The sequence below is a fragment of the Roseococcus sp. YIM B11640 genome (genome assembly GCF_049727625.1).
Lineage (GTDB): Bacteria > Pseudomonadota > Alphaproteobacteria > Acetobacterales > Acetobacteraceae > Roseococcus.
Genome location: NZ_JBBJOZ010000001.1, coordinates 1,400,693 through 1,425,235 on the forward strand (window position 1 = coordinate 1,400,693; position 24,543 = coordinate 1,425,235).

At 69.3% G+C, this 24,543-nt stretch carries 26 protein-coding genes and 1 other RNA gene; 16 read left to right on the plus strand and 11 right to left on the minus strand.

Going from position 1 to position 24,543, the window contains the following annotated elements:
- Window positions 1–2 precede the first annotated feature (2 nt).
- From hisS to WJM96_RS07150, 4 genes are all read left to right on the plus strand, one after another.
- Window positions 3–1,259: a histidine--tRNA ligase gene (hisS, locus tag WJM96_RS07135; protein ID WP_424811742.1), complete on the plus strand. Its 1,257-nt coding sequence runs from the start codon at window positions 3–5 to the stop codon at window positions 1,257–1,259.
- Complete coding sequence (gene prfA / locus WJM96_RS07140) at window positions 1,256–2,308, plus strand: peptide chain release factor 1 (protein WP_424811743.1); 1,053 nt, start codon at window positions 1,256–1,258, stop codon at window positions 2,306–2,308. The genes hisS and prfA overlap by 4 nt, the downstream gene beginning before the upstream one ends.
- Complete coding sequence (gene prmC / locus WJM96_RS07145) at window positions 2,305–3,144, plus strand: peptide chain release factor N(5)-glutamine methyltransferase (RefSeq protein WP_424811744.1); 840 nt, start codon at window positions 2,305–2,307, stop codon at window positions 3,142–3,144. Before prfA ends, prmC begins: the two co-directional genes overlap by 4 nt.
- A gap of 191 nt (window positions 3,145–3,335) precedes the next feature.
- Window positions 3,336–3,842, plus strand: coding sequence for a DUF4167 domain-containing protein (locus WJM96_RS07150; protein WP_424811745.1), 507 nt, complete (start codon window positions 3,336–3,338; stop codon window positions 3,840–3,842).
- Window positions 3,843–3,976: 134 nt separating this feature from the next.
- Here WJM96_RS07150 and WJM96_RS07155 read toward each other — a convergent pair whose 3' ends face one another.
- Window positions 3,977–4,195, minus strand: a complete 219-nt coding sequence (locus tag WJM96_RS07155; RefSeq protein WP_424811746.1) for a ribbon-helix-helix domain-containing protein — start codon at window positions 4,193–4,195, stop codon at window positions 3,977–3,979.
- A gap of 2 nt (window positions 4,196–4,197) precedes the next feature.
- On the minus strand, window positions 4,198–5,604 hold the full coding sequence (locus WJM96_RS07160; protein ID WP_424811747.1) for a class II fumarate hydratase: 1,407 nt from the start codon (window positions 5,602–5,604) through the stop codon (window positions 4,198–4,200).
- A gap of 167 nt (window positions 5,605–5,771) precedes the next feature.
- Here WJM96_RS07160 and WJM96_RS07165 point away from each other — a divergent pair, with 167 nt between their 5' ends.
- Window positions 5,772–6,029, plus strand: coding sequence for a DUF1272 domain-containing protein (locus WJM96_RS07165; protein WP_424811748.1), 258 nt, complete (start codon window positions 5,772–5,774; stop codon window positions 6,027–6,029).
- A 24-nt stretch (window positions 6,030–6,053) separates the two neighbouring features.
- Here the strand turns inward: WJM96_RS07165 and WJM96_RS07170 are convergent, their stop codons facing one another.
- The 5 genes from WJM96_RS07170 to WJM96_RS07190 form a co-directional block, all read right to left on the minus strand.
- Window positions 6,054–6,452: a VOC family protein gene (locus WJM96_RS07170; RefSeq protein WP_424811749.1), complete on the minus strand. Its 399-nt coding sequence runs from the start codon at window positions 6,450–6,452 to the stop codon at window positions 6,054–6,056.
- Window positions 6,453–6,455: 3 nt separating this feature from the next.
- The gene (locus WJM96_RS07175; RefSeq protein ID WP_424811750.1) at window positions 6,456–6,848 is read right to left on the minus strand and encodes a RidA family protein; all 393 of its coding nucleotides are present in this window, start codon (window positions 6,846–6,848) and stop codon (window positions 6,456–6,458) included.
- Between the two features lie 10 nt (window positions 6,849–6,858).
- Window positions 6,859–7,101, minus strand: coding sequence for a DUF2798 domain-containing protein (locus WJM96_RS07180; RefSeq protein ID WP_424811751.1), 243 nt, complete (start codon window positions 7,099–7,101; stop codon window positions 6,859–6,861).
- Window positions 7,102–7,309: 208 nt separating this feature from the next.
- The gene (locus tag WJM96_RS07185) at window positions 7,310–8,965 is read right to left on the minus strand and encodes a fumarate hydratase (protein ID WP_424811752.1); all 1,656 of its coding nucleotides are present in this window, start codon (window positions 8,963–8,965) and stop codon (window positions 7,310–7,312) included.
- Window positions 8,966–9,039: 74 nt separating this feature from the next.
- Entirely contained in the window at window positions 9,040–9,540 is a 501-nt protein-coding gene (locus WJM96_RS07190; protein WP_424811753.1) for an SspB family protein, read from the minus strand.
- 130 nt (window positions 9,541–9,670) lie between these two features.
- On the opposite strand from WJM96_RS07190, the gene WJM96_RS07195 reads away from it, so the two are divergent.
- A complete protein-coding gene (locus WJM96_RS07195) occupies window positions 9,671–10,825 on the plus strand; it encodes an NADH:flavin oxidoreductase/NADH oxidase (protein ID WP_424811754.1) in 1,155 nt (384 codons plus the stop codon).
- Window positions 10,826–10,929: 104 nt separating this feature from the next.
- Here the strand turns inward: WJM96_RS07195 and ssrA are convergent.
- Window positions 10,930–11,250, minus strand: a transfer-messenger RNA (tmRNA) gene (gene ssrA, locus WJM96_RS07200).
- A 57-nt stretch (window positions 11,251–11,307) separates the two neighbouring features.
- Here ssrA and thyX point away from each other — a divergent pair.
- From thyX to WJM96_RS07215, 3 genes are read left to right on the plus strand one after another with little or no spacing between them, the layout of a single operon-like run.
- Window positions 11,308–12,246: an FAD-dependent thymidylate synthase gene (thyX, locus tag WJM96_RS07205; protein ID WP_424811755.1), complete on the plus strand. Its 939-nt coding sequence runs from the start codon at window positions 11,308–11,310 to the stop codon at window positions 12,244–12,246.
- Entirely contained in the window at window positions 12,236–12,877 is a 642-nt protein-coding gene (locus WJM96_RS07210; RefSeq protein WP_424811756.1) for an HD domain-containing protein, read from the plus strand. The genes thyX and WJM96_RS07210 overlap by 11 nt, the downstream gene beginning before the upstream one ends.
- Complete coding sequence (locus WJM96_RS07215; RefSeq protein WP_424811757.1) at window positions 12,874–13,776, plus strand: ribokinase; 903 nt, start codon at window positions 12,874–12,876, stop codon at window positions 13,774–13,776. The genes WJM96_RS07210 and WJM96_RS07215 overlap by 4 nt, the downstream gene beginning before the upstream one ends.
- Here the strand turns inward: WJM96_RS07215 and WJM96_RS07220 are convergent.
- Together WJM96_RS07220 and apbC are read right to left on the minus strand one after the other, a co-directional pair.
- Complete coding sequence (locus WJM96_RS07220; protein ID WP_424811758.1) at window positions 13,719–14,066, minus strand: MmcQ/YjbR family DNA-binding protein; 348 nt, start codon at window positions 14,064–14,066, stop codon at window positions 13,719–13,721. The two genes, WJM96_RS07215 and WJM96_RS07220, sit on opposite strands and share 58 nt — an antisense overlap.
- Entirely contained in the window at window positions 14,063–15,175 is a 1,113-nt protein-coding gene (gene apbC, locus WJM96_RS07225) for an iron-sulfur cluster carrier protein ApbC (protein WP_424811759.1), read from the minus strand. Before apbC ends, WJM96_RS07220 begins: the two co-directional genes overlap by 4 nt.
- Window positions 15,176–15,324: 149 nt before the next feature.
- Here apbC and hflK point away from each other — a divergent pair, with 149 nt between their 5' ends.
- The 3 genes from hflK (at window position 15,325) to WJM96_RS07240 (ending at window position 19,121) form a co-directional block, all read left to right on the plus strand.
- Window positions 15,325–16,518: an FtsH protease activity modulator HflK gene (hflK, locus tag WJM96_RS07230; RefSeq protein ID WP_424811760.1), complete on the plus strand. Its 1,194-nt coding sequence runs from the start codon at window positions 15,325–15,327 to the stop codon at window positions 16,516–16,518.
- Entirely contained in the window at window positions 16,515–17,435 is a 921-nt protein-coding gene (gene hflC / locus WJM96_RS07235) for a protease modulator HflC (protein WP_424811761.1), read from the plus strand. Before hflK ends, hflC begins: the two co-directional genes overlap by 4 nt.
- A gap of 102 nt (window positions 17,436–17,537) precedes the next feature.
- Complete coding sequence (locus WJM96_RS07240; RefSeq protein WP_424811836.1) at window positions 17,538–19,121, plus strand: DegQ family serine endoprotease; 1,584 nt, start codon at window positions 17,538–17,540, stop codon at window positions 19,119–19,121.
- Window positions 19,122–19,233: 112 nt separating this feature from the next.
- Here the strand turns inward: WJM96_RS07240 and serB are convergent, their stop codons facing one another.
- On the minus strand, window positions 19,234–20,127 hold the full coding sequence (serB, locus tag WJM96_RS07245; protein ID WP_424811762.1) for a phosphoserine phosphatase SerB: 894 nt from the start codon (window positions 20,125–20,127) through the stop codon (window positions 19,234–19,236).
- 29 nt (window positions 20,128–20,156) lie between these two features.
- Between serB and miaA the strand changes: the two genes are divergently transcribed.
- From miaA to ilvC, 4 genes are read left to right on the plus strand one after another with little or no spacing between them, the layout of a single operon-like run.
- Window positions 20,157–21,113 (plus strand): tRNA (adenosine(37)-N6)-dimethylallyltransferase MiaA, encoded by a 957-nt coding sequence (gene miaA, locus WJM96_RS07250; protein ID WP_424811763.1) that lies wholly within the window; start codon window positions 20,157–20,159, stop codon window positions 21,111–21,113.
- Between the two features lie 40 nt (window positions 21,114–21,153).
- Window positions 21,154–22,947 (plus strand): acetolactate synthase 3 large subunit, encoded by a 1,794-nt coding sequence (locus WJM96_RS07255; protein ID WP_424811764.1) that lies wholly within the window; start codon window positions 21,154–21,156, stop codon window positions 22,945–22,947.
- A 4-nt stretch (window positions 22,948–22,951) separates the two neighbouring features.
- Entirely contained in the window at window positions 22,952–23,473 is a 522-nt protein-coding gene (ilvN, locus tag WJM96_RS07260; protein WP_424811765.1) for an acetolactate synthase small subunit, read from the plus strand.
- A gap of 47 nt (window positions 23,474–23,520) precedes the next feature.
- Window positions 23,521–24,537: a ketol-acid reductoisomerase gene (ilvC, locus tag WJM96_RS07265; RefSeq protein WP_424811766.1), complete on the plus strand. Its 1,017-nt coding sequence runs from the start codon at window positions 23,521–23,523 to the stop codon at window positions 24,535–24,537.
- The last annotated feature ends 6 nt before the right edge of the window (window positions 24,538–24,543 follow it).

Sequence of the window (24,543 nt, forward strand, 5' to 3'; positions counted from 1 at the left end):
CCATGTCCAGCCTCAAATTCCAGCCCCCGCGCGGCACGCGTGACCTCATCGGCGACGAGTTCCGCCGGCATCACCGCGTCATCAAGACGGCGCGGCGCATCTCCGCGCTCTACGGCTTCGAGGAATGGGCCACCCCCATTTTCGAGGACACCCGCGTCTTCGCGCGTGGCCTGGGCGAGACCTCGGACGTCGTCTCCAAGGAGATGTACACCTTCGAGGACCGGGGCGGGGACAGCGTGACGCTGCGCCCGGAATACACGGCCGGCCTCTGCCGCGCGCTGGTCACCAACGGGCTCACCCAGTCGAACCTGCCGCGCAAGGTCTTCGCCGCCGGGCCGATGTTCCGCTACGAGCGGCCCCAGGCCGGGCGTTACCGCCAGTTCCACCAGATCGACCTCGAGATCCTGGGCGCCGCGGAGCCCCTGGCCGACGCCGAGGTGATCGCCTGCGGCTACCACATCCTGAAGGAGCTCGGCCTCGACGAGGGCGCGATCCTGGAGGTGAATACGCTGGGCGACACGGAAAGCCGCGAGGCCTACCGCGCCGAGCTGATCGCCTATTTCTCCGCGCATCGCGAGGCGCTGAGCGAGGACAGCAAGCGCCGGCTCGAGAAGAACCCGCTGCGCATCATCGACAGCAAGGACGAGGGCGACCGCAAGCTGGTCGCCGGCGCGCCGACCATCGAGGCCTTCCTGACCGAGGGCGCGCGCGCCCATTGGGATGCGCTCCGGCGGCACCTCGATGGCTTCAAGGTGCCCTATCGCGAGAACCCGCGCATCGTCCGCGGCCTCGACTACTACAGCCACACGGCCTTCGAATTCGTGACCGACCGCCTCGGCGCGCAGGGCACGGTCATGGGCGGCGGCCGCTATGACGGCCTGGTGCAGGAGATGGGCGGCCCGGCCACGCCGTCCGTCGGCTGGGCGGCAGGCATCGAGCGGCTGGCCATGCTGATGGAGGTCGCGGGCCTGACGCCCGCCGCGCATCGGCTGGTTACCGTAATCCCCGTCTCGGAGGCCGAGGAGCGGGTGGCGGTCGATGTGCTGCAGTCGCTGCGCGCCGCGGGCATCGCGGCCGAGATGGGGTATCGCGGCAATCTCAAGCGCCGCATGGAGCGCGCGAACAAGCAGAACGCGCGCGCCGCCCTCATCATCGGCGAGGCCGAGGCGGCGAAGGGCGTGGCCCAGCTGCGTGACCTCGACGCCGGCACGCAGGAGGAGGTGGCGCTCACCGCCCTTGTGGAGCGGCTGCGCGGATGAGCCTTCCCGCCTCGCTCGACCGGGTCATGCTCCGCGCGGCCGAGCTCCGCGCGCAGCTGGAGACCGCGGGCGGCGCCGAGATCGGCACCATCTCCAAGGAACTCTCGGGGCTGGAGCCGCTGGTCGAGAAGGTCGGCGAGTACCGTGCGCTGGAGACGGCGCGCGAGGAGGCCGAGACCCTGCTGGCCGACCCGGAGATGAAGGAGCTGGCCGAGGCCGAGCTGCTCGACGCGAAGGAGCGCCTGCCCAGGCTGGAGCGTGAGATCCGCCTGATGCTGCTGCCCCGCGACGAGGCGGATTCACGCAGCGCCATCCTGGAAATCCGCCCGGCCGCCGGTGGCGACGAGGCCGGCCTCTTCGCCGGGGAGCTGTTCCGCGCCTACCAGAAATACGCCGAGGGTCATGGCTGGCGCTTCAGCATCCTCGAATACGACGAGAACGAGCTGGGCGGCATCAAGGGTGCCTCGGCCGAGATCGAGGGCAAGGACGTCTTCGCGCGGCTGAAGTTCGAGAGCGGCGTGCACCGCGTCCAGCGCGTGCCGGCGACCGAGACGCAGGGGCGCATCCACACCTCCACCGTCACCGTGGCCGTGCTGGCCGAGGCGGAGGAGGTGGACATCCGGATCGAGGACAAGGACCTCCGCATCGATACCTACCGCGCGCAGGGCGCGGGCGGGCAGCACGTCAACAAGACGGACAGCGCGGTGCGCATCACCCACATCCCGACCGGGACCGTTGTGGCGATGCAGGAGGAGAAGAGCCAGCACAAGAACCGCGCCAAGGCGATGAAGATGCTGCGCGCGAAGATCTACGACGCGCAGCGCCAGGCCTTGGATTCCGCGCGCGCCGCCGACCGCCGCGGCCAGGTCGGCACGGGCGACCGGAGCGAGCGCATCCGCACCTACAACTTCCCCCAGGGCCGGGTGACGGACCACCGTATCGGCCTGACGCTGCACAAGATCGATCGCGTCATGATGGGCGAGATGGACGAGATCTTCGACGCCCTGGTCAGCGAGGACGAGGCCCGCCGGCTGGCGGAGGAGGGGTGAGCAGCATCGGCGTCCTGCTCTGCCAGGGCGGGCAGGCGCTGCGCGAGGCGGGCATCGAGGGCGCGCGGCAGGAGGCCCGGCTGCTGCTCGGCCATGCCATGGGCGCCACCGCCGAGGACCTGCTGCGCGACCCGCGCGCCGAAGTCCCACCCGAGGCCGCGACGCGCTTCCATTCCATGCTGGAACGGCGCATGGCACGCGAGCCGCTGGCGCATATCACCGGCTTCACGGGCTTCTGGACGCTGGAACTGGAGGTCTCCCCCGCGACCCTCGTTCCGCGCCCCGACTCGGAGACGGTGATCGAGGCGTTGCTGGCCGAGGACATCTCCCCCCAGCGTATCCTGGACCTGGGCACGGGGACGGGCTGCCTACTGCTCGCGGCGCTGGCCGAGTCGCCCCGGGCGAGTGGCGTGGGCATCGACCTGGTGCCCGAGGCGGTCGCGCTGGCGCGCCGGAACGCCGCCCGCAACGGGCTTGGCGATCGCGCCCAGTTCCTCGCAGGGCATTGGTCCGACGCGATTTCGGGAAGGTTCGATGCAATTCTGTCCAACCCTCCCTATATCGAGAGCGACGTCATCGCAGGGCTGATGCCCGAGGTGGCGCGGCACGAGCCGGACTCGGCCCTGGATGGAGGGGCGGACGGACTGGACGCCTATCGCGACATTGTGGCCCGGCTCCCCTGCCTGCTGACCGAAGGGGGGCGCGCTTTCCTGGAGCTGGGGCAAGGACAGGCGCCCGCCGTCTCCGCGCTGGCGCGGGAGGCTGGGCTCCTGGTCCGGGGCGAAAGGGCGGATTTGGGCGAGATTTCCCGCGTTCTGATCCTCTCGAAGCCTTAGAAAGCGGTTGGCGGCGCCGGATATCCCGTCTACTCTTCCTTTGTCAGCAAGGCCGCAGGCCGGCAGGCAGGGACTGCCACCCGGGGAGACCCCATTCAGGGGAGACCAGGGAGGGCCGTACCAAACAACCGGAGGCGAGCGCGGCAGTGTCGGCCGCATCGCCCCATCAGACAGCAGAAGCACGACAACGAATGAACATGAAGCGCATGCGCCGTGGCCATCGCCATGGCGGCGGTGGCGGCGGCGGCGGTGGCGGGCAATTCCGGCATTCGGGCAGCTCCAACGGCAACCAGCCGCTGAACCGCAACCACGTCTTCGATTCGAGCGGGCCGGATGTCCGGCTCCGCGGAACGGCCCAGCAGCTCTTCGAGAAGTACCTGCAGCTCGGCCGCGATGCGACGGGCGGCGGCGATCGCGTGGCGGCGGAAGGCTACTTCCAGCATGCGGAGCACTACTTCCGCATCCTGGGCGCCATGAACGCGGCGCAGCAGCAGGCCCAGCCCCAGCAGGAGCGCCGCTTCCGCGAGCAGGGCGAGGGCTATGCCGGGGAAGCTTCCCCGGAAGCCGGCGCGGAGACCGTGGACAACGGCAACCTCTCCAATCTCGAGGCCGAGCTGGCCGGCGAGGCGGAGACGCTGCCCATGCCGCAGCCCCGCCGCGCGGCGGCCGAGCCCGCGACCGAAGAGCAGCCGACTTAGTTTTCGCGCTCGGACGCCGGGCGCGGCCTCTGGCCGCTTGGCTTCGCGCCTGGTGATGGCGCGCCGGTCCGGCTGTCGGTCCGGGCGCGGTCGCGTTTCACGCTCCCAGCCCGAGGCGAGCCTCGGGCTGCGGCTCAGCCTCCTGCCGCGATCCTCAGCGCGAAGACCCGCAGGCGGCTGGCGAGAGGCTCGCCCGCCGGGCTGCGGGCCTCGTCCTGCTCGGCGATGAGCGCCGCGAGGGCGATCCCGCGACGCGCCGCCTCGCCTTCGATCACGGCCCAGAATTCCGGCTCCAGCGCGATGGACGTGGCGTGCCCCGCGAGGCGCACGCTGCGCTTGGCCAGGTGGCGCATGTTCAGCCGCCCGGCAGGCTGCCGCCCGGCCGCAGCATCGCTTCGGGCTTCACCCAGGCATCGAAATCCTCCGCGCCGACGGCGCCCAGGCGCAGCGCCGCCTGGCGCAGCGTCATGTCCTCGTGCAGCGCGAGCTTGGCGATCGCCACCGCGCGGTCGTAGCCGATATGCGGGTTGAGCGCGGTCGCGAGCATCAGCGACTTCGCGAGATTGTCGGCGATCTTCGCCGCGTTCGGAACCAGCTTGTCCACCATGTTGCGCGCGAAGCTCTCCGAGGCATCGGCGAGCAGGTTCGCCGATTGCAGCACGGCCTGGATGATCACTGGCTTGAAGACGTTGAGCTCCAGGTGGCCGTGGCTCGCGCCGATGGTCACGGTGGTCTGGTTGCCCATCACCTGCGCGCAGACCATGGTCAGCGCCTCGCTCTGCGTCGGGTTGGTCTTGCCCGGCATGATGCTGCTGGAGAGACCGTCTTCCGGGATCACGAGCTCCGAAATGCCCGCGCGCGGGCCGCTGCCCAGAAGCCGGATGTCGTTGCCGATCTTCATGAGCGACGCGGCGATGGTGTTCATCGCGCCATGAAGCTCCAGCAGCGCGTCATGCGCCGCCATGCCTTCCGACTTGTCGGGGTTGGGCGTGAAGGCGAGGCCGGTGCGCGTCGCGACCACCTCGCAGAAAACGACGTCGAAATCCGGATGCCGGTTGAGGCCCGTGCCCGCCGCCGTTCCGCCCTGGGGCAGCTGCAGCAGGCGGGGCATGGTCGCATCCAGCCGCGCGATGCCGAGCAGCACCTGCCGCGCATAGGTCGCGAACTCCCCGCCCAGCGTCACCGGCACCGCGTCCATGAGGTGCGTGCGGCCGATCTTCACCACATCCGCCCATTCGGTGGCGCGCGCGCCGAGGCTGTCGGCCAGGACTTGCAGTGCCGGCTTCAGCCGCTGCTCCACCGCCTGCGCGGCGGCGAGGTGCATGACCGTCGGGAAACTGTCGTTGGAGGACTGCCCGCGATTCACATGGTCGTTCGGATGCACCGGATCGCGCGAGCCGAGTGCATGGCCCATCAGCTGGTTCGCGCGGTTCGAGATGACCTCGTTCGCGTTCATATTGGTCTGCGTGCCGGAGCCCGTCTGCCAGATATGCAGCGGGAACTCCTCGTCATGCTGACCGGCGATGATCTCGTTGGCGGCTTGGCGAATGGGGTCGGCGAGGTGCTGGGGAAGCTCGCCAAGCCGGGCATTGGCCTCCGCGGCGGCCCATTTCTGCTGGCCGATGGCGCGGATCAGGACGGGTGGAAAGCGCTCGCTTCCGATGGCGAAGAGCCGCCGGGCACGTTCCGTCTGCGGGCCCCAGAGCCGGTCTGCAGGAATTTCGATGGTGCCGAGGCTGTCGGTTTCGGTGCGGGTGGTCATGCCGGCTCCTGTTAACATCGCGCGAGGAAAGCTTCCCGCCTCTATGGGTCGCAAGTCTTGTCCCAGGGAAGATCGGGCCTCGCAGCCGAATTGAAAGGACGGTCGCGAAGTTGACGTGCCGGTGGCGCAGGTTTCACGCTGCGGTGAAACGTCCAGGGATTCAACCGATGCTGAGCCTGCGCCCGAATTGCGAATGCTGCGGCCGCGACCTGCCGCCCGAGAGCCGGGAGGCGCTCATCTGCTCCTTCGAATGCACCTGGTGCACCGACTGCGCGGCGACGAAGCTGCCCGGCGGGCTCTGCCCCAATTGCGGGGGCGAACTGGTGCGCCGGCCCGTGCGGCCCGCCGACAAGCTCGCGAAATTCCCGGCTTCGACCGAGCGCAAGCACCGGCCTGAGAAGTGCGGCGGCCCCGTCGCGGCTTAGTTTCTTGCCCCCGGGGATTGCCGGCTATTCCCCGTAGCTGGCGATCTCGATCAGGTTTCCATCGGGATCGCGGCAATAGACGGAGGTAATGGGGCCAAGCGCCCCTTCCTTCGCCACCGGCCCTTGCTCGACCGTCACGCCGCAACTGTGCAGGTGCTCTATCACCTGCGGCGCGGTGACGATGACGATGAAGCAGAGGTCCTGTCCGCCGGGGGCCGTGGCCGGTCCGCTCCACCATTCGGCCTGCGTCGCCTCGACGGGTCGGAGGTTGATCTTCTGGCCGCCGAAGCGCAGGGCGGTGCGCTTGTGCGGGCCGAAATCCGTCCGCTCCATCCCCAGCACGCGCTGGTACCAGGCGGCCGAGATCTCGACGTCCTTCACCGTCATCACGAGGTGGTCGAGCCGGTCGACGATGAAGCGCATGGCTCAGCTCCCTCCCTTCTGGCGGCGTGCCGTGACCTCGATCTCGATCCGCATCGCGTCGGACTGCAGCCCGGCATGGATGAGGGTGGAGGCCGGACGCGCCTTGCCGAGATATTTCTTCACCACTGGCCAGCAGGGTTCCCAATCCTCGCGCCGGGGCACGATGAAGGTGACGCGCACCACGTCGTCCAGGGAGGAATCCGCCTCGGCCAGCGCGGCCGCGATGTTGCGGAAGCACTGGTCGGCCTGGCCGACCACATCCTCCACGATCGTCATCTTGGCGTAGTCGTAGCCGGTCGTGCCGGAGACGAAGATGTCGTCCCCCGCCACGACGGCGCGCGAATAGCCGATCTCCTCTTCGAAGCGGGAGCCGGAGGAGATGAGGCGGCGGGTCATCGGATCACCTTCAGGTCGGGGGCGAGACGAGGCGCGCGGCGAGATGCCGCACGATGGGCAGCACCACGAGCAGCGTGGGGAAGCCGATCATCCAGGATGTGAGCCAGGCCACGGGCCAGGCCTTCAGCGCCCAGGACGAGACGCCGAGCGCGAGGATGGTGGACACGGCCGAGATGATGGCCGTCATGAAAATGGAGAGAAGAAACGGCAGGACCACCCAGCCGAAGCGGGCTGGCACCTTGGGAACACGCATGAGGAGGCCTCATCGCAGGGGCCTGCCGCCGTGCATCCTGGCAGGCGAGCAGGCCGGTTGGATGCGTTGCCTGACGTGAGACGCTTACGCCCGGCCGGGGTGTGGCCCGGCCGGTACTTGCCCGATAGCGACGCATAAACCCTTCGTCAAGAAAGATGTTGCATTGCAGCATCGGGTCTGGATGGGTCATCCGAATCCTGGCGAAGGGCTACTCCAGACCTTCGTAGAAGTCGTTGCCCTTGTCATCCATCACGATGAAGGCCGGGAAGTCCTCGACCTCGATGCGCCAGACCGCTTCCATGCCGAGTTCCGGGTATTCCAGCACCTCGACCTTCCTGATGCAGTCCTGGGCGAGGCGCGCTGCCGGGCCGCCGACGGAGCCCAGGTAGAAGCCGCCATAGGTCTTGCAGGCATTCAGCACGGCCTTGCTGCGGTTCCCCTTCGCCAGCATGACCAGCGAGCCGCCAGCCTTCTGGAAGCCCTCCACATAGCTGTCCATGCGGCCCGCCGTGGTGGGGCCGAAGCTGCCTGTCGCCATGCCGGCGGGGGTCTTGGCCGGGCCCGCGTAGTAGACGGGATGGTTCTTCAGGTACTCGGGGAGGCCTTCGCCACGGTCCAGCCGTTCCTGCAGCTTCGCGTGGGCGATGTCTCGCGCCACCACGATGGTGCCGGTCAGCGAGACGCGGGTCTTCACGGGGTACTGGGACAGCGTGGCGCGGATGGCGTCCATGGGCTGGTTGAGGTCGATCTTCACGACCTCGCCGCCCAGGATCTCGTCCGTGTGCTCGGGCAGGTAGTGGGCGGGATCGTGCTCCAGCTGCTCCAGGAACACGCCCTCGGGCGTGATCTTCGCCTTGATCTGCCGGTCGGCCGAGCAGGAGACGCCAATGCCGATGGGCAGGGACGCCCCGTGGCGCGGCAGGCGCACCACGCGCACGTCATGGCAGAAGTACTTGCCGCCGAACTGCGCGCCGATGCCGAGGTTCTGCGTGAGCTTGTGGACCTCCTGCTCCAGCTCCGGGTCGCGGATCGCATGACCGGCCTTGGTGCCCGCCGTCGGCAGCGTGTCGAGGTAGCGCGTGGAGGCGAGCTTCACGGCCTTCAGCGTCGTCTCCGCGCTCGTGCCGCCGATGACCACCGCGAGGTGGTAGGGCGGACAGGCAGAGGTGCCGAGCGTCTTGATCTTCTCTTCCAGGAAGGCGAGCAGCTTGGGCTTGTTCAGCACCGCGCGCGTCTGCTGGAAAAGGAAGGTCTTGTTGGCCGAGCCGCCGCCCTTGAGCACGAACATCAGGTGCAGCTCGTCGGCATGGTGCTCGCCCGGGCTGGCGAGGATGGTGAAGTCGACGGGCAGGTTGTTGCCCGTGTTCACCTCGTCATACATCGAGAGCGGCGCCATCTGGCTGTAGCGGAGGTTGGTCTCGGTATAGGTGCGGGCGACGCCGAAGCTCAGCGCCTCCTCCTCGTCCCCTTCGACCCAGACGCGCTGGCCCTTCTTGCCGAAGACGATGGCGGTGCCGGTGTCCTGGCACATGGGCAGCTCGCCGCCGGCCGCGATATTCGCGTTCTTCAGCAGGTCGAGCGCGACGAAGCGGTCGTTCGCGCTGGCCTCAGGGTCGTCCAGGATCTTGCGGAGCTGGGCGAGGTGGCCAGGGCGCAGCAGGTGGGAGACGTCATGGCAGGCGGCGAAGGCCAGTTCCTCCAGCACCTTCGGCTGGATACGAAGCACCGTCTTGCCGTCGATCTCGACCGTGCTCACGCCCTCGATCGGCAGCTTGCGATAGGGCGTCTTGTCCTCGCCCAGCGGGAACATCGTGCTGAAGGCGTAGCCCTGCGGGCGGGGAGGGGCGTTAGCGTCGAGGGGCATGGCGATTTTCCGGGAGTTCTTGCTGCCGAAGATAAGCCCAGCCGCCGCGCGTTGCCACCCCGGGCGGCCGGCGGCTACTCGCGCTTGCGGCGGAAGGCGTCGAGGCTGACGACCTGCGGCTGGCCCGGGGTGGCTTCCGCCTCGGGTTCCGGCAGGCCGGCATGGTCGTCCGGCACGGACGCGGCCTGCTCGTCGATCTCGAGCTCGGGCTCGAAGCGCAGGCCGAAATGGGCGAAGGGATCCTGGAAGGCCGTCAGCGCCGCGAAGGGGATCGAGAGGATCGAGGACACGCCCGAGAAGGAGAGCCCGACCGAGAAGCGCTGCGCCGCGCGATCCACCTGCAGGTCCCAGAAGCGGTGCTGCAGGACGATGGTCATCTCCTGCGGGTAGCGCGCCTTGAGATGGCCGGGGATCGTGGTCCCCGGATGATCAGTGCGGAAGGAGATGTAGAAGTGGTGGTCGCCCGGCAGGCCCTCGCGTGCGGCATATTCGAGCGCGTCCACCGCGACGGAACGCAGCGCGCGCGCGGCCCAGCTCTCATAGGGCAGCAAACTCTGGGGGGGCTTATCGCTCATCAACACCTTCCTGCGGGCGCAACATATGGCGGGACGGGCGGCGAGGGAAGGAACCACGCGGCCGTTCGGTTTGAGCCATGTTCAAGCTGCTGTTAAGCTTGCTCAAAATCATCAGGAGAGAAATCGGACCATGGCCCATCTGCTGGAACCGCTGGCGCTGCGCGGCGTCACCCTGCCCAATCGCGTCGTGATCTCGCCCATGTGCCAGTACTCGGCCGAGGATGGGCAGGCGGGCGCCTGGCATATGGTACAGTACGGCCGCTTCGCCGTGGGCGGCGCGGGCGCGGTGATGCTGGAGGCGACGGCGGTCTCGCCGGAGGGGCGCATCACGCATGGCGATCTCGGCATCTGGTCCGATGCGCATGCGGCGAAGCTGGCGCCCATCGCGGAGTTCATCCGCAGCCAGGGCTCGGTGCCTGCCATCCAGCTGGGCCATGCGGGGCGCAAGGCCTCCATGCAGCGGCCCTGGTACGGAAACGGGCCGCTGAACGAGGCCGACATCGCGCGCGGCGACAAGCCCTGGCAGGTGGTGGCGCCGAGCGCGGTGCCGCTGGGCGAGGGCTACCTGATGCCGCAGGCGCTGGACGACGCCGGCCTGGCGCGCATTCGAGAAGCCTTCGCCGATGCGGCGCGGCGGGCCGATGCGGCGGGCTTCGACATCGTCGAGATCCACAACGCGCACGGCTATCTGCTGCATCAGTTCCTCTCGCCGCTCGCGAACCAGCGCAACGACGCCTATGGCGGCGACGCGGCGGGCCGCATGCGTTTCCCGCTGGAGGTCGCGCGTGCCGTCCGGGCGGCGTTTCCGGCCCACAAGCCGGTCTTCCTGCGGCTCTCCGTCGTCGATGGCGCCGAGGGCGGCCGGCCGGAGGAGGAGAGCATCGCCTATGCCAAGGCGCTGAAGGAGGCCGGGATCGACGTGGTGGATTGCTCCTCCGGCGGCATCGCGGGCTCGGCCACGGCGGCGCGCGGGCCGAAGCGCAGCTACGGCTTCCAGGTGCCCTTCGCCGAGCGCATCCGTCGCGAGACGGGGATCGGGACCATGGCGGTCGGATTGATCGTGGATCCGCATCAGGCGGAGGCGATCCTGGCGGAGGGACGCGCCGACCTCGTGGCCATCGGGCGCGAGGCGTTGGAGAATCCGAACTGGGCGCTGCATGCGCGCATGGCGCTGACCGGCGAGAACGGCCATGCGGATCACTGGCCGAAGCAGCATGGCTGGTGGCTGAGCGTGCGCGACAGCGCGCTCGCGCAACTCGGGCCATACGCGAAGGCCGCGGAGTAGGCCGACTTCCCAGAACAACGTGCGTCGACCGAGAAGCCGCGCCGAATGGGCGCGGCGAATTGCTTCGGCAATCCGGAGGCGGCGCCCGGCGTGAGGCTTGGAAGAGTGGGGGGCTTCTGTTGCCCGGTGCCCCCCGTACCGCGCTTACCTATTTAGGCAGCGAGCGCCACGTCCTCGCGGACGTTATCGTTGGCACTTGTGATTTAGCCCGATAACGGCGGTACAATGCCGGGCAAAAGCTACGTCTTTACCACGCACGTCGAGCCTGTTTCGTCCCCAGAACCTGTCCCCGATAAAGGACCGGATGGTGGTGGAGACGCCGGGCACTGCCCCCGGGTCCGTAACGATTATTCCACGCAACGTTTATCGCCATAGCCGCAAGCGGCAGGGGTCATATAGCGAGGCCGGGGCCGGCTTGCGAGGGGGGAGGGGGACGGAATCGGCGCGCTGGGCTAAGTGATCCCCGCGAGAAGGGACGAGATATGGCACTCACAGGCGCACAGAAGAGCGAGATCGCGGAAGCCCAGGGCGCCCGCGCCGAGACCCGGCGCGCCACGGTGCCGGCGCTGGAGGCGATGCTCTACCAGCCCCTGCCGGTGCTGGACCATGGCTTCGTCCGGGTCGTGGACTATATGGGCGACGACGGCGCGGTGGTGCAGGCGGCTCGTGTCTCCTACGGGCGCGGCACCAAGGCGGTCAGCGAGGATCGCGGGCTGATCCGCTACCTGATGCGGCACCGCCACTCCACCCCCTTCGAGATGTGCGAGATCAAGTACCACGTGAAGCTGCCGATCTTCGTGGCGCGCCAGTGGATCCGGCATCGCACGGCCAATGTGAACGAGTATTCCGCCCGTTATTCCGTGCTCGACAAGGAGTTCTACATCCCCGAGCCCGAGCAGTTGGCCGCCCAGTCCGCGGTGAACCGCCAGGGCCGCGGCGACGTGCTGCAGGGCGAGGATGCCGCCGTCGTGCTCGACATGCTGCGCGAGGATGCGACGCGCAACTACGACCATTACGCCTGGATGCTGAACGAGGACGAGGAGGGCGAGCCCGTCGAGCGCGGCCGCCAGGGCCTGGCGCGGGAGCTCGCGCGGATGAACCTCACGCTCAACACCTATACGCAGTGGTACTGGAAGACGGACCTCCACAACCTGCTCGGCTTCCTCAGCCTGCGTGCGGACAGCCACGCGCAGTACGAGATCCGCGTCTATGCCGAGGCGATGCTCAAGTCGGTCCAGGCCTGGGTGCCGCATTGCTTCGAGGCGTTCTCCGACTATCGCATGGGTGCTGCGACCTTCTCGGCGCAGATGCTCTCGATCGTGAAGCGCATGCTGGCCGGCGAGAACGTGACGCAGGAGACGAGCGGCCTCTCCAAGCGCGAATGGCGGGAGCTGATGGAGACGCTTGGCCGTGCCGTCTGATGACCGAAGCGCCGAAAGGCGCGAAGGTCTGAATCAGCAGGCCAAAGCAGCGCCTGAACGGCAGGAGGCGTTCCTCGCCTTTCTTGCCCTCGCGGATCGCCTGAAGCACACGCTGCGCGCCGCCCATACCGGCGAGCGGCGCGAGAACTCGGCCGAGCACGCCTGGCACGTCGCGCTCATCGCCACGACGCTGGCGGAAGAGGTGGTGCCGCGCCCGGATCTCGGACGCGTGCTGGCGATGATCGCCGTGCATGACGTCGTGGAGATCGAGGCTGGCGACACCTTCGCCTTCGACGATGCCGGCCTGCTCACCCAGCTCGAGCGCGAGCGCGCGGCCGCCGCGCGCATCTTCGGCCTGCTGCCCCCCGAGACCGGTGCGCGCCTGCGCGAATCCTGGGAGGAGTTCGAGGCCCAGGAGACGCCGGAGGCGCGCTTCGCCATGGGCTGCGACCGGCTGCAGGGCTTCCTGCAGCAGATCGAATGCGGCGCGCCGGCCTGGAAGGAGATCGGGCTGACCAAGGCGCGCAGCTTGGTCCGCATGCAGCCCGCCATCGATCTCGGCGCGCCCTTCGCGCCGATGATCCTCGCGCTCTACGATCGTGCGTTGGCAGAGGGCTTGCTGGTTCCGTGACTCTCTTCGTCTTCGGTTCCGCCATCGCGGATTTCGTCTTCCGCATGCCGAACCTGCCGCGCCCCGGCGAGACCGTGCTGGGCGAGGCAGGCCCCGCGCTGCAAGGCGGCAAGGGTCTCAACCAGGCCATCGCCGCCGCGCGCGATGGCGGGGAGGTACGCTTCGTCGGCTGCGTCGGACGCGATCCGAACGGCGCCCTGCTGCGGGCTGCCGCCATCGAGGCGGGCGTGGATGTCTCCGCCCTGCGAGAGATGGAGGCCGCGACCGGCCTCGCCTGCGTCTGCGTGGACGCGGAGGGGCGGAACCAGATCGCCGTCTCCATCGGCGCCAACCTCCTGGCGCGCGCCGCGCAGATCGAGGCCATTCCGCCCGGCGCTACGCTGCTGATGCAGATGGAGGTTCGGCCGGATGAGAATGCGGCACTGATCGCGCGCGGCCGGGCGGCGGGCGCGCGCGTGCTGCTCAACCTCGCCCCGGCCGGCGCTCTGCCGCCCGAGGCGCTGCGGGGGCTGGACCTGCTCATCCTCAACGAGAGCGAAGCTGCCTGGATCGGCGCCCGGCTCGGTCATCCGCCGGAGGCCGGGAGCCTCCAAGCCGCGCTGGGCATCGGCATCGTCGTCACCCAGGGCGAGCGCGGCGTCACGGCCGTGACCGAAGATGGCGCGCTGCATATTCCCGCGCATCGCGTGCGGGCGGTGGACACCACCGGCGCGGGCGACGCCTGGTGCGGCGTGCTGGCCGCATCGCTGGATCGTGGCATGCCGCTGGAAGCCGCGATGCGCCGCGCCACGGCGGCCGGGGCCCTGGCCTGCACGAAGCCGGGCGCGGGCCCGGCCATGCCTCACGCCTCTGAAATCGACGCGCTGCTCGCCAGCTTCCGGGGCGCGATCAGCGAATAGCTGCGGCGAATGAAGGCCTCGACCTCCGCCCAGTCGGGCTTGCCGTGCAGGCGCATGCCCACCCAGCCCTTGTGGCCCAGATAGGGTGGCCGGAAGAAGCGCGCCCCATCGGCCTCGATCAGCAATTCCTGGCTGCCGCGCGGCGCCTTGAACCAGCAGGCGGGCTCATCGGGGAAGCCCATGCAGAAGATCTTGTCGCGAACGCGAAAGGTCGGTCGCTCCCAGGTCTCGCGCTCCTCCGCCTCCGGCAGCGCGAGGCAGATCTTCCGCAACCGGGCGATGCCGCTCATTCGATGACGATCCGCGGGCCTGTCGTCGCGCTCGCGTTCACCTTGTCCCAGATGCGGGCGGCGATGCGGCGGTAGGAAGCGGCCTCATGGCTCTCCGGGGCCGCGGTCACCACGGGCGTGCCCGCATCGGCCATCTCGCGGATTGAAAGCTTCAGCGGCAGCTCGCCCAGGAATTCGGTGCCCATGCGCTCGGCCTCCGCCTTGGCGCCGCCATGGCCGAAGATCTCGCTGCGGTGACCGCATTGCGGGCAACAGAAATAGGACATGTTCTCGACCAGGCCGAGGACGGGGACGTTCACCTTCTCGAACATGCGGATGCCGCGCCGCGCGTCGAGCAGCGCCACATCCTGCGGCGTCGAGACGATGACGGCGCCGGCGAGAGCCACGCGCTGGGACATGGTGAGCTGCGCGTCGCCCGTGCCGGGCGGCATGTCCACGACCAGGATGTCGAGCTCGCCCCACTCCACCTGGCCCATCATCTGCTCCAGCGCGCCCATCACCATGGGGCCCCGCCAGATCATCGCCGTCTCCTGCTCCACCAGGAAGCCGATGGACATGGCCTTCAGCCCCCATTTCTCGATGGGCAGCAGCCGCTGGCCGGCGGTCCTCGGCTTTTCATGGGCGCCGAGCATGAGGGGCAGGGACGGGCCGTAGATGTCTGCGTCCAGCAGCCCGACGCGCAGGCCCTGCTCCGCCAGGGCGACGGCGAGGTTCACCGCCGTCGTGGACTTGCCCACGCCGCCCTTGCCCGAGGCGACGGCCACGATCTTGCGCACATCCGGCAGCAGCATCTGGCCCTGGCCGGGCGGGGGTCGGCTGGCGCGGGCCGGGGCGGCCGCGGGTTGCGGGCCCGGAACGTCCCGGTGCGCCGTCAGGACGACCGTTGCGGAAATCACCCCTGGCACTGCGGCGGCGGCCTTCTCGCAAGCGGCCCGCACCGGCTCCATGGCGCGGGCGCTCTCGCGCGGGACGGCCAGGGAGAACTGCACCATCCCGTCGCGCGCCGAGATGGCATCCACCATGCCAGCGCTCACCACGTCACGGCCCGTCGCCGGGTCGATGACCGCCGAAAGGGCGGCGCGAACGGCTTCCGCGAGGGGTGAAGACATTGACATTGACCTTTCCTTGACCGGGCAGGGCAGACATATGCACATGCTCTCGCGGTCGCGCACCCCTCCCCGGATCGCGATCGGCACCATATGTTGTCAGAAATTCATCTTTGGCCGGCACGTGCCGGAAACGGGAGAACTCGACGAACATGGCTTGGAATAATGGCGGCGGCCCCTGGGGCAATCCGCGTCCCCCCGGTGGGGGCGGACCCTGGGGCGGCCCGCCTTCTGGCCCGCCCGGCGGCGGCAACAATCGCGGCCAGGGCCCCGATGTCGAGGAAATGATCCGCAACGCGCAGGATGCCGTGCGCCGCTACCTCCCTGGCGGGGGGATCGGCGGCAAGGGGCTCGCGCTCGCGGTGGTGGTGCTGGCGGGCGTCTGGGGCGCCTCCGGCTTCTATCGCGTGCAGCCGGACGAGCTCGGCGTCGTGATGCGCTTCGGCGCCTTCGAGCGAACCTCGCCGCCCGGCCTGAACTATCGGATTCCCTGGCCGGTCGAGAGCGTGACCACGCCCCGCGTCACGCGTATCAACCGCGTGGATGTGGGCTTCCGGGGCGGTGCCGACACGGCTCCGGGCGGCCGGGTCGTTGCCAACCGCGACGTGCTGGCGGAATCGCTCATGCTGACGGGCGACGAGAACATCATCGACATCGACTTCGCGGTGTTCTGGCGCATTCGCGATGCCGGCGACTTCCTGTTCAACACCCGCAACCCCGAGGAGACGGTGAAGTCCGCCGCCGAATCGGTGATGCGGGAGGTGATCGGCCGTACCCCCATCCAGCAGGCGCTGACCGAGGCGCGCGCGCAGATCGAGCAGGATGTGCGCCGCGGCACGCAGGCGATCATGGAGCAGTACGGCGCGGGCGTGGAGATCACGCAGGTGCAGATGCAGAAGTCGGATCCGCCGGCGGCCGTCATCGAATCCTTCCGCGACGTGCAGCGCGCCAATGCGGACCGCGAGCGCGCCCGTAACGAGGCCGAGAGCTTCCGCAACGACATCATCCCGCGCGCCCGAGGCGAGGCGCAGCGCATGGTGCAGGAGGCGACCGGCTTCCGTGATGCGCAAGTCGCCCGCGCCCGTGGTGAGGCCGGCCGCTTCACGGCGGTGCTCGCCGCCTACAGCCAGGCGCGCGACGTGACCGTGCGCCGCATCTATCTCGAAACGATGGAAGAGATCCTGAAGCGCAACGGCATGACCCTGGTGGACGACCGGCTGCAGGGCATCGTGCCCTTCCTGCCGCTGGGCGAGGGGCAGCGCCCCGCCGCCAATCCCTCGCCGGCGCGTAATCCGTTGCCCACGGCGCCTGCCACACCCCAGCCGCGCGCGGGAGGCCAGCGATGAACCGCCTCGCCATTCTGGGCGCCGTGGTCGTCGTCGCCCTCTTCCTCGCCGCGTCCAGCTTCTTCACCGTGCATCAGACCCAGCAGGTCCTGATCACGCAGTTCGGCCAGCCGATCCGCGTCATCCAGGACCCGGGCCTGAACATGAAGGTGCCGCTGATCCAGAACGTCATCGCCTTCGACCGCCGCCTGCTCGATTTCGACACGGCGGGCGAGGAGGTGATCCTGGGCGACCAGCGCCGCCTGATCGTGGACAGCTTCACGCGCTACCGCATCACCGACCCGCTGCTCTTCTTCCAGACGGTGGGCGCCACGGAGCAGGGCATCCGCGGCCGGCTCAACTCCATCGTCACTTCGGCGCTGCGGCGCGTGCTGGCGAGCGAGACGCTGATCGCGGTGCTGAGCGCCGAGCGCGGCCGGATCATGGGGGAGATCAACCGCCAGGTGAACGAGGAAGCCCGCCGCTTCGGCATCGAGGTCGAGGATGTCCGCATCCGCCGCGCCGACCTGCCGGAGGAGAACACGCAGGCCATCCTCTCGCGCATGCAGTCCGAGCGTGAGCGCGTCGCCCGCGAGGCGCGCGCCGAGGGCGCCGAGGTCGCGGCCCGCATCCGCGCCCAGGCCGAGCGCGACCGCACCGTGCTGCTGGCGCAGGCCGAGGCGGATGCCGCCATCCTGCGCGGCACGGGTGAGCAGGAGGCCATCGGCATCTTCGCCGCGGCCTTCCAGCGCGACCCGGAATTCTTCCAGTTCTGGCGCACCATGCAGGCCTATCGGGAGGTTTTCTCGACCGGCGAGTCGCGTATGGTCCTAACCCCGGAGAGCGATTTCTTCCGATATTTCCGGGACATGCCGGCGCGGGAGGCGGCCCCGGCCGCTCCCGCCGCGCCGGCGCCGAGCCCCGCCCCGGCACAATAAGGCGGGCGATTGGGCTGGCATGCATGGCATGCCGGCCCTAGCTTCATGAAAAGCGATCGGGTTGGCCGCACGGCCACCCGTATTCATTCCTTCGAGGTGAACATGCGCCTTGCCGCCACTGCCCTTCTGATGGCCTTCGCGCTGCCCGCGATGGCGCAGCAGCCCGCCCCGCCCGCGGCCGCGCCGGCGCCTCCGGCCGCCGCCCCCGCCGCGCCCCTGCCGGTGCCGCTGCCTGGCGCGCCCGAGAGCTTCGCGCCGCTGGTCCGCCGCCTGCTGCCGGCCGTGGTGAACATCTCGACCACGCAGAATGTCGCGCCGCGCCCTGGCCGTCCGGACGCGCCCGAAACCCCGCAGGTGCCCCCGGGCTCGCCCTTCGAGGAATTCTTCCGCGATTTCTTCAATCGTAATCGTCCCCCGGGCGCGCCGGGGATGCCCGGCCCGGGCCAGGGCGAGGCACAGCCGAACCGCCCGGCCCCCCGCCGCGCGCAGTCCCTCGGCTCGGGCTTCATCATCGATGCGTCGGGGATCGTCATCACGAACAACCACGTGATCGACGGCGCCGACGAGATCAGCGTCATCCTGCAGGACAACACGTCCCTGCGCGCCACGCTGCTCGGCACCGATCCGCGCACAGATCTCGCGGTGCTGCGGGTCCAGCACACGGCACCGCTGCCGGCCGTCCCCTGGGGCGATTCGGACAACCTGCTGGTGGGCGACTGGGTACTGGCGATCGGCAATCCCTTCGGCCTCGGCGGAACGGTGACGGCGGGCATCGTCTCGGCGCGTGGCCGTGACATCCGCCAGGGACCCTTCGACGACTTCATCCAGACCGATGCCGCCATCAACCGCGGCAATTCCGGTGGCCCGCTCTTCAACATGCGGGGCGAGGTGGTGGGCATCAACACCGCCATCTACTCGCCGACCGGCGGTTCCATCGGCATCGGCTTCTCGATTCCCTCCAGCCTGGCGCGGGGCATCGCGATGCAGCTGGCCGATGGTGGCCGCGTCCGCCGCGGCTGGCTGGGCGTGAACATCCAGCAGGTGACGGACGAGATCGCGGAATCCCTGGGCATGCGGGGCGGCGCGCGTGGCGCGCTCGTGGCCCGGGCCCAGGAGGGCGCGCCCGCCGCCGCCGCCGGCATCCGCAACGGCGACGTCGTGCTGCGCTTCAACAACCAGGAAGTGCGCGAGATGCGGACCCTGCCGCGCATCGTGGCCGAGACGGCCGTGGGTTCGCAGGTCCCCGTCGTCGTCTGGCGCGATGGCCGCGAGGAGACGCTGACCGTCACCCTCGGCGAGCTGCCCAACGAACCGCAACAGGCCGCCGCCACGCCGAACCAGGCGCCGCGGGGCGACCGGCCGGTGGAGCTGTCGGGTCTCGGCCTCAAGGTCATGGCGATCACGCCCGAGCTGCGGGAGCGGTTCCGCCTGCGCGCCGAGGCGCGGGGCGTCGTGGTCACCGAGGTGACTCCCGACACCCCGGGCGCCGAGCGGGAGATCCGCCCCGGCGACATCATCCTGGAAGTCCAGCAGGAGCGCGTCGGCACCCCGCAGGAGGTGACGGAGCGCATCGAGCGCCTGCGCCGCCAGGGGCGGGCCACCGCGCTCTTCCTGATCGAGAGCCAGCAGGGCCAGCGCTTCGTCCCGCTGCGCCTGGCGCCGGCCCGCGGAGGCTCGCCGGGGTGAAGCGGCTGCGAGGGGCCCCGCCCCTCGCGCTCCCCGCGAAGGGCCATTGAGCCCTTGGAACGGTTGCTTTGGGTTTGGTAGGGGGTGCGGGGGACCAAGTCCCCCGCCGGCACTACACCCCCACGAACTCCGTGGCATGGTAGCCCTGGGCGAAGAGCAACGCGCGGAGGTCGCCATGGTCGATGCGGTGGCGGGCCACGGCCGCCACGCTCGGCTTGGCGTGGAAGGCGATGCCGAGGCCGGCGGCCTGGATCATCGGCAGATCGTTGGCGCCATCGCCGACCGTCGCCGTCTCCGCCAGCGGCAGGCCGAGCTGCGCCGCGAGGCGTTTAAGGGTCGCGAGCTTGGCGTCCTTGTCCAGGATGGGCTCCGCGACGCCGCCGGTGAGCTTGCCGTCTTCCAGCAGCAGGGTATTGGCGTGGTGCTCATGAAAGCCGCAGCGTTCCGCCACCTTGGCCGTGAAGAAGGTGAAGCCGCCCGAGACCAGCGCGGTGTGGGCGCCATTCGCGCGCATGGTCGCGATCAGCGTCGCGGCGCCCTCGGTCAGCACCGTCTCGGCCCAGGTGTCGTGCAGCGCGCTTTCCCCCAGGCCCTTCAGCAGGCCCACGCGCTCCAGCAGCGCCTGGCGGAAATCCAGCTCGCCATTCATCGCGCGGGCGGTGACGGCGGCGATGCGGTCCTTGAGGCCGGCGAAGCCGGCCATCTCGTCCAGCGTCTCGGTGGTGACGATGGTGCTGTCCATGTCGGCCAGCAGCAGCTTCTTGCGCCGGCCTTCGGAGGGCTGGGCGATGAGGTCGATGACGGTCCCGCCCAGCGCGGCTCGGGCGGCCGCGATCGCCTGCTCGGGCGCGAGGTCCATGAAGGGCAGGTCCACGGCCTCGCCCTCGGCGAGCCAGTCCGGCGTGCCGCAGGCGGCGCCCAGCGCGGAGAGCGCGCCCCGCGCGGCGGAAAGCTCGGCGGCCGAGAGGGTTCCGGGAGCGGCGATGAGGGTCAGGGTCTGCGGCATGGCGGGCGGAAAATGCCGGGGCGCGGGCGGTGACACAACCCGCCCTGATCGTGGCCGGGCCGACCACCTCCGGCAAGTCCGCGCTGGCCCTGGCACTGGCCGAGCGCTTCGGCGGCACGATCATCAATGCCGATGCCATGCAGTGCTATCGCGAGCTCCGCGTCATCACCGCCCGCCCCACGCCGGAGGACGAGGCACGCGCCCCGCACGCGCTCTACGGCGTGTTGCCGGCGGCAGTGGCGGGCCATGTGGGCTGGTGGCGGGAGGCCGCGCTGGAGGCGATGACGACGTCCCGCCTGCCCATCCTTTGCGGCGGCACCGGCATGTATCTCCGCGCGCTGACCAAGGGCATCTCGGCGCTTCCCGAGATTCCGGAGGCCGCGCGGGAAGAGGCGCGCGCGCGCCTCGCCGCCGAGGGGCCGGCGAAGCTGCATGCGGCGCTCCACCCCGACGATTCCGCCATCCGCCCCTCCGACAGCCAGCGCATCGCCCGCGCCTATGAGGTGCTTCTCGGCACCGGTCGCAGCCTGGCCTCCTGGCAGCGCGAGGCACCGGTCCTGCCGCCTGCGCCCTACGACTTCCGCGCCATCCTGCTCGACCCGCCGCGCGCGGAGCTGAAGTCCGCCATCGCCACGCGCTGGGAGGCGATGATGGCGGGCGGCGCGGTGGCGGAGGTCGCGGAACTGCTGCGCCAGGGCCTCGATCCCACGCTGCCGGCCATGCGCGCCCATGGCGTGCCGGAGGTGGCTGCCATGCTTCGCGGCGAGATCACGGAAGAGGAGGCGAGCCGCCGCGCCATCGCGAACACCGGTGCCTACACCAAGCGCCAGGCCACCTGGTTCCGGCACCAGGAGTTGGTGCCCACGGCGCATCTGCATAGGATCAATGCGCGAATCGCGGGGCTGACGCAAGTTTCGGAAAGAAACGCGCCAGAATTATTCTCATTTCTGCATGAGGCGGTTGACGCGCCGCAGCACCGCCCGTAAGCCATGGCCCTCGCCAATCACATGAAAGACGCGAAGAGACATGTCCGCTACCGCATCCTCCGCCGCCACGACCGATCAGCGCTCCGGCGCTGAAGTCGTCCTCCGCGCGCTGAAGGATCAGGGCGTCGACGTTATCTTCGGCTATCCGGGGGGCGCCGTCCTTCCGATCTACGATGCGCTGTTCCAGCAGAACGCGATCCGCCACATCCTCGTCCGGCACGAGCAGGCCGCGGTGCATGCGGCCGAGGGCTATGCGCGCTCCACCGGCAAGGTGGGCGTGGTGCTCGTGACCTCGGGACCCGGTGCGACCAATGCGGTGACCGGCCTGGTGGACGCGCTGATGGACAGCATCCCCATCGTCTGCCTCACCGGCCAGGTGCCCACGCACCTCATCGGCAACGACGCCTTCCAGGAGGCCGACACCACCGGCATCACGCGCCCTGCCACCAAGCACAACTACTTGGTGAAGCGCAGCGAGGACCTTGCGAAGGTGATGCACGACGCCTTCTACGTGGCGCGCAGCGGCCGGCCGGGCCCGGTCGTGATCGACCTGCCGAAGGACATCCTGATCAAGCCCGCGCCCTATACCGAGGCGCCGAAGGCCGAGCATCGCAGCTATCGCCCGCAGGTCTCGCCCGATCCGGCGCGCATCCGCGAGGCGGTGCGGCTGCTGAAGCAGAGCGAGCGGCCGATCATCTACACCGGCGGCGGCGTCATCAACGCCGGCCCCGAGGCTTCGCGCCTGCTGGCGGAGTTCGTGCACCTCACGGGCATGCCCTGCACCAATACGCTGATGGGCCTCGGCGCCTTCCCGGCGAGCGACCCGCAGTTCCTGGGCATGCTCGGCATGCACGGGACCTACGAGGCGAACCTCGCCATGCATGGCTGCGACGTCATGCTGAATATCGGCGCGCGCTTCGATGACCGCATCACGGGCCGGCTCGACGCCTTCAGCCCCGGCTCGAAGAAGATCCATGCGGATATCGACCCGTCCTCGATCAACAAGAACGTGGCGGTGGACGTGCCGATCGTGGGCGATGCCGGCCAGGTGATCGCGGCGCTGATCGAGTGCTGGAAGCAGGACCCCGCGCCCGTCGCCAAGGAGGCGCAGCTCGCCTGGTGGCGCCAGATCGACGAGTGGCGCGCGAAGAAGTGCCTCGCCTATGTCCAGCAGGGGCCGATCATCAAGCCGCAGCACGCGGTGCGGCGCCTCTACGAGCTGACGCGCGAGACGGGGCGCGACACCTTCATCTCGACCGAGGTGGGGCAGCACCAGATGTGGGCCGCCCAGTATTTCGGCTTCGAGAAACCGAACCGCTGGATGACATCGGGCGGCCTCGGCACCATGGGCTACGGGCTGCCGGCGGCGATGGGCGTGCAGATCGCGCACCCGGACGCGCTGTGCATCGACATCGCGGGCGAAGCCTCCATCCTGATGAACATCCAGGAGATGGGGACGCTGGCGCAGTACCGCCTGCCGGTGAAGGTCTTCATCCTGAACAACCAGTACATGGGCATGGTCCGCCAGTGGCAGGAGCTGCTTCACGGCGGCCGCTACTCCGAGAGCTATTCCGACGCGCTGCCCGATTTCGTGAAGCTGGCCGATGCCTTCCACGCGCGCGGCATGCGCGCCGAGAACGCCGACCAGCTCGACGACGTGATCCGCGAGATGATCGCGCATCCCGGCCCGGTCATCGCCGATATCTGCGTGGCCCAGGACGAGAACTGCTTCCCGATGATCCCCTCGGGCGCGGCGCATAACGAGATGATCATGGGGCCGGACCAGGAAGGCAACGCCAAGTCCGTCACCGACGAAGGCAAGGTGCTGGTCTAAGCCGATGTCCGACAATCTGACGATGACACGCACGGCGACGATCGCCGTGCTGGTGGAGAACGAGGCCGGCATCCTGGCCCGCGTGGTGGGGCTCTTCTCGGGCCGCGGCTATAACATCGAGAGCCTGACCGTGGCTCCCGTCGACGAGGAGAAGCGCCTCTCCCGCATCACCGTCGTCACCACGGGCACGGACATGGTGATCGAGCAGATCAAGGCTCAGCTCGACCGGCTGGTGCCCGTGCACCGGGTGAACGACCTTTCGCTCGGCGGCGCGCATCTGACGCGGGAGCTGGCGCTCATCAAGGTGATCGGCACGGGGGACAAGCGCGTCGAGGCGCTGCGCCTGGCGGATGCCTTCCGGGCCCGCGTGGTGGACGCCACAACCGAAAGCTTCGTTTTCGAGATGACCGGCAATGCCGAGAAGATCGACGCCTTCTGCTCGCTCATGCGCCCGCTGGGCCTGGCCGAGCTGAGCCGGACAGGCGCCGTCGCCATCGCGCGGGGAACCGCGCATATGGCCGCCTGAACCACTTCTACCTTTTGGACTGACAGCGAAAGAGGAGCGCCCAAGAGATGCGCGTCTATTACGATCGTGATGCCGATGTGAACCTGATCAAGGCGAAGAAGGTCGCCGTGATCGGCTTCGGCTCCCAGGGCCATGCCCATGCGATGAACATGCGCGACAGCGGCGTGAAGGATGTCGTCATCGGCGTCCGTCCGGGCGGCTCCTGGAAGAAGGCCGAGGCGGCCGGCTTCAAGGTCATGACCCCGGCCGACGCGGCCAAGTGGGCCGACCTCGTCATGGTCCTCACGCCGGACGAGCTGCAGGGCGACCTCTACCGCGAGCAGCTGGACGCGAACCTGCGCCCTGGCACCGCCATCGCCTTCGCGCACGGCCTGAACGTGCACTTCAACCTGCTCGACCCGCGCGCCGACCTCGACGTGTTCATGATCGCGCCGAAGGGCCCCGGCCACACCGTGCGCGGCGAGTACCAGAAGGGCGGCGGCGTGCCTTGCCTCGTGGCCGTGCACCAGAATCCCTCGGGCAACGCGCTCGAGATCGCGCTCTCCTATGCCTCGGCCATCGGCGGCGGCCGCTCGGGCGTCATCGAGACGACCTTCAAGGAAGAGTGCGAGACCGACCTGTTCGGCGAGCAGGCCGTGCTCTGCGGCGGCTTGGTCGAGCTGATCAAGGCCGGCTTCGAGACGCTGTGCGAGGCGGGCTATGCCCCCGAGATGGCGTATTTCGAGTGCCTGCACGAGGTGAAGCTGATCGTCGACCTCATCTATGAGGGCGGCATCGCCAACATGAACTACTCGATCTCCAACACGGCCGAGTATGGCGAGTACGTCACGGGCCCGCGCATCATCACCTCGGAGACCAAGGCCGAGATGAAGCGCGTGCTGGACGACATCCAGAGCGGCAAGTTCGCCCGCGACTGGATGCTGGAGAACAAGGTGAACCAGGCGAGCTTCAAGGCCACCCGCCGCCGGCTGGCCGAGCACCCGATCGAGGAAGTGGGCGCCAAGCTGCGCGCCATGATGCCCTGGATCACCAAGGGCGCTCTGGTCGACAAGGCGAAGAACTGAGCTCCG

What these genes read in the sequence shown, in the direction of transcription:
- ilvN (WP_424811765.1), top strand. Translation starts at nt 22,952, where the DNA reads ATGTCCGACAATCTGACGATGACACGCACGGCGACGATCGCCGTGCTG.
- prfA (WP_424811743.1), top strand. Translation starts at nt 1,256, where the DNA reads ATGAGCCTTCCCGCCTCGCTCGACCGGGTCATGCTCCGCGCGGCCGAG.
- WJM96_RS07185 (WP_424811752.1), bottom strand. Translation starts at nt 8,965, where the DNA reads ATGCCCCTCGACGCTAACGCCCCTCCCCGCCCGCAGGGCTACGCCTTC.
- hisS (WP_424811742.1), top strand. Translation starts at nt 3, where the DNA reads ATGTCCAGCCTCAAATTCCAGCCCCCGCGCGGCACGCGTGACCTCATC.
- WJM96_RS07175 (WP_424811750.1), bottom strand. Translation starts at nt 6,848, where the DNA reads ATGACCCGCCGCCTCATCTCCTCCGGCTCCCGCTTCGAAGAGGAGATC.
- WJM96_RS07180 (WP_424811751.1), bottom strand. Translation starts at nt 7,101, where the DNA reads ATGCGTGTTCCCAAGGTGCCAGCCCGCTTCGGCTGGGTGGTCCTGCCG.
- serB (WP_424811762.1), bottom strand. Translation starts at nt 20,127, where the DNA reads ATGCCGCAGACCCTGACCCTCATCGCCGCTCCCGGAACCCTCTCGGCC.
- WJM96_RS07240 (WP_424811836.1), top strand. Translation starts at nt 17,538, where the DNA reads ATGCGCCTTGCCGCCACTGCCCTTCTGATGGCCTTCGCGCTGCCCGCG.
- WJM96_RS07155 (WP_424811746.1), bottom strand. Translation starts at nt 4,195, where the DNA reads ATGCGCCACCTGGCCAAGCGCAGCGTGCGCCTCGCGGGGCACGCCACG.
- WJM96_RS07170 (WP_424811749.1), bottom strand. Translation starts at nt 6,452, where the DNA reads ATGCGCTTCATCGTCGACCGGCTCGACCACCTCGTGATGACGGTGAAG.
- WJM96_RS07220 (WP_424811758.1), bottom strand. Translation starts at nt 14,066, where the DNA reads ATGAGCGGCATCGCCCGGTTGCGGAAGATCTGCCTCGCGCTGCCGGAG.
- WJM96_RS07160 (WP_424811747.1), bottom strand. Translation starts at nt 5,604, where the DNA reads ATGACCACCCGCACCGAAACCGACAGCCTCGGCACCATCGAAATTCCT.
- apbC (WP_424811759.1), bottom strand. Translation starts at nt 15,175, where the DNA reads ATGTCTTCACCCCTCGCGGAAGCCGTTCGCGCCGCCCTTTCGGCGGTC.
- hflK (WP_424811760.1), top strand. Translation starts at nt 15,325, where the DNA reads ATGGCTTGGAATAATGGCGGCGGCCCCTGGGGCAATCCGCGTCCCCCC.
- WJM96_RS07165 (WP_424811748.1), top strand. Translation starts at nt 5,772, where the DNA reads ATGCTGAGCCTGCGCCCGAATTGCGAATGCTGCGGCCGCGACCTGCCG.
- thyX (WP_424811755.1), top strand. Translation starts at nt 11,308, where the DNA reads ATGGCACTCACAGGCGCACAGAAGAGCGAGATCGCGGAAGCCCAGGGC.
- WJM96_RS07195 (WP_424811754.1), top strand. Translation starts at nt 9,671, where the DNA reads ATGGCCCATCTGCTGGAACCGCTGGCGCTGCGCGGCGTCACCCTGCCC.
- ilvC (WP_424811766.1), top strand. Translation starts at nt 23,521, where the DNA reads ATGCGCGTCTATTACGATCGTGATGCCGATGTGAACCTGATCAAGGCG.
- WJM96_RS07150 (WP_424811745.1), top strand. Translation starts at nt 3,336, where the DNA reads ATGAACATGAAGCGCATGCGCCGTGGCCATCGCCATGGCGGCGGTGGC.
- WJM96_RS07255 (WP_424811764.1), top strand. Translation starts at nt 21,154, where the DNA reads ATGTCCGCTACCGCATCCTCCGCCGCCACGACCGATCAGCGCTCCGGC.
- hflC (WP_424811761.1), top strand. Translation starts at nt 16,515, where the DNA reads ATGAACCGCCTCGCCATTCTGGGCGCCGTGGTCGTCGTCGCCCTCTTC.
- WJM96_RS07190 (WP_424811753.1), bottom strand. Translation starts at nt 9,540, where the DNA reads ATGAGCGATAAGCCCCCCCAGAGTTTGCTGCCCTATGAGAGCTGGGCC.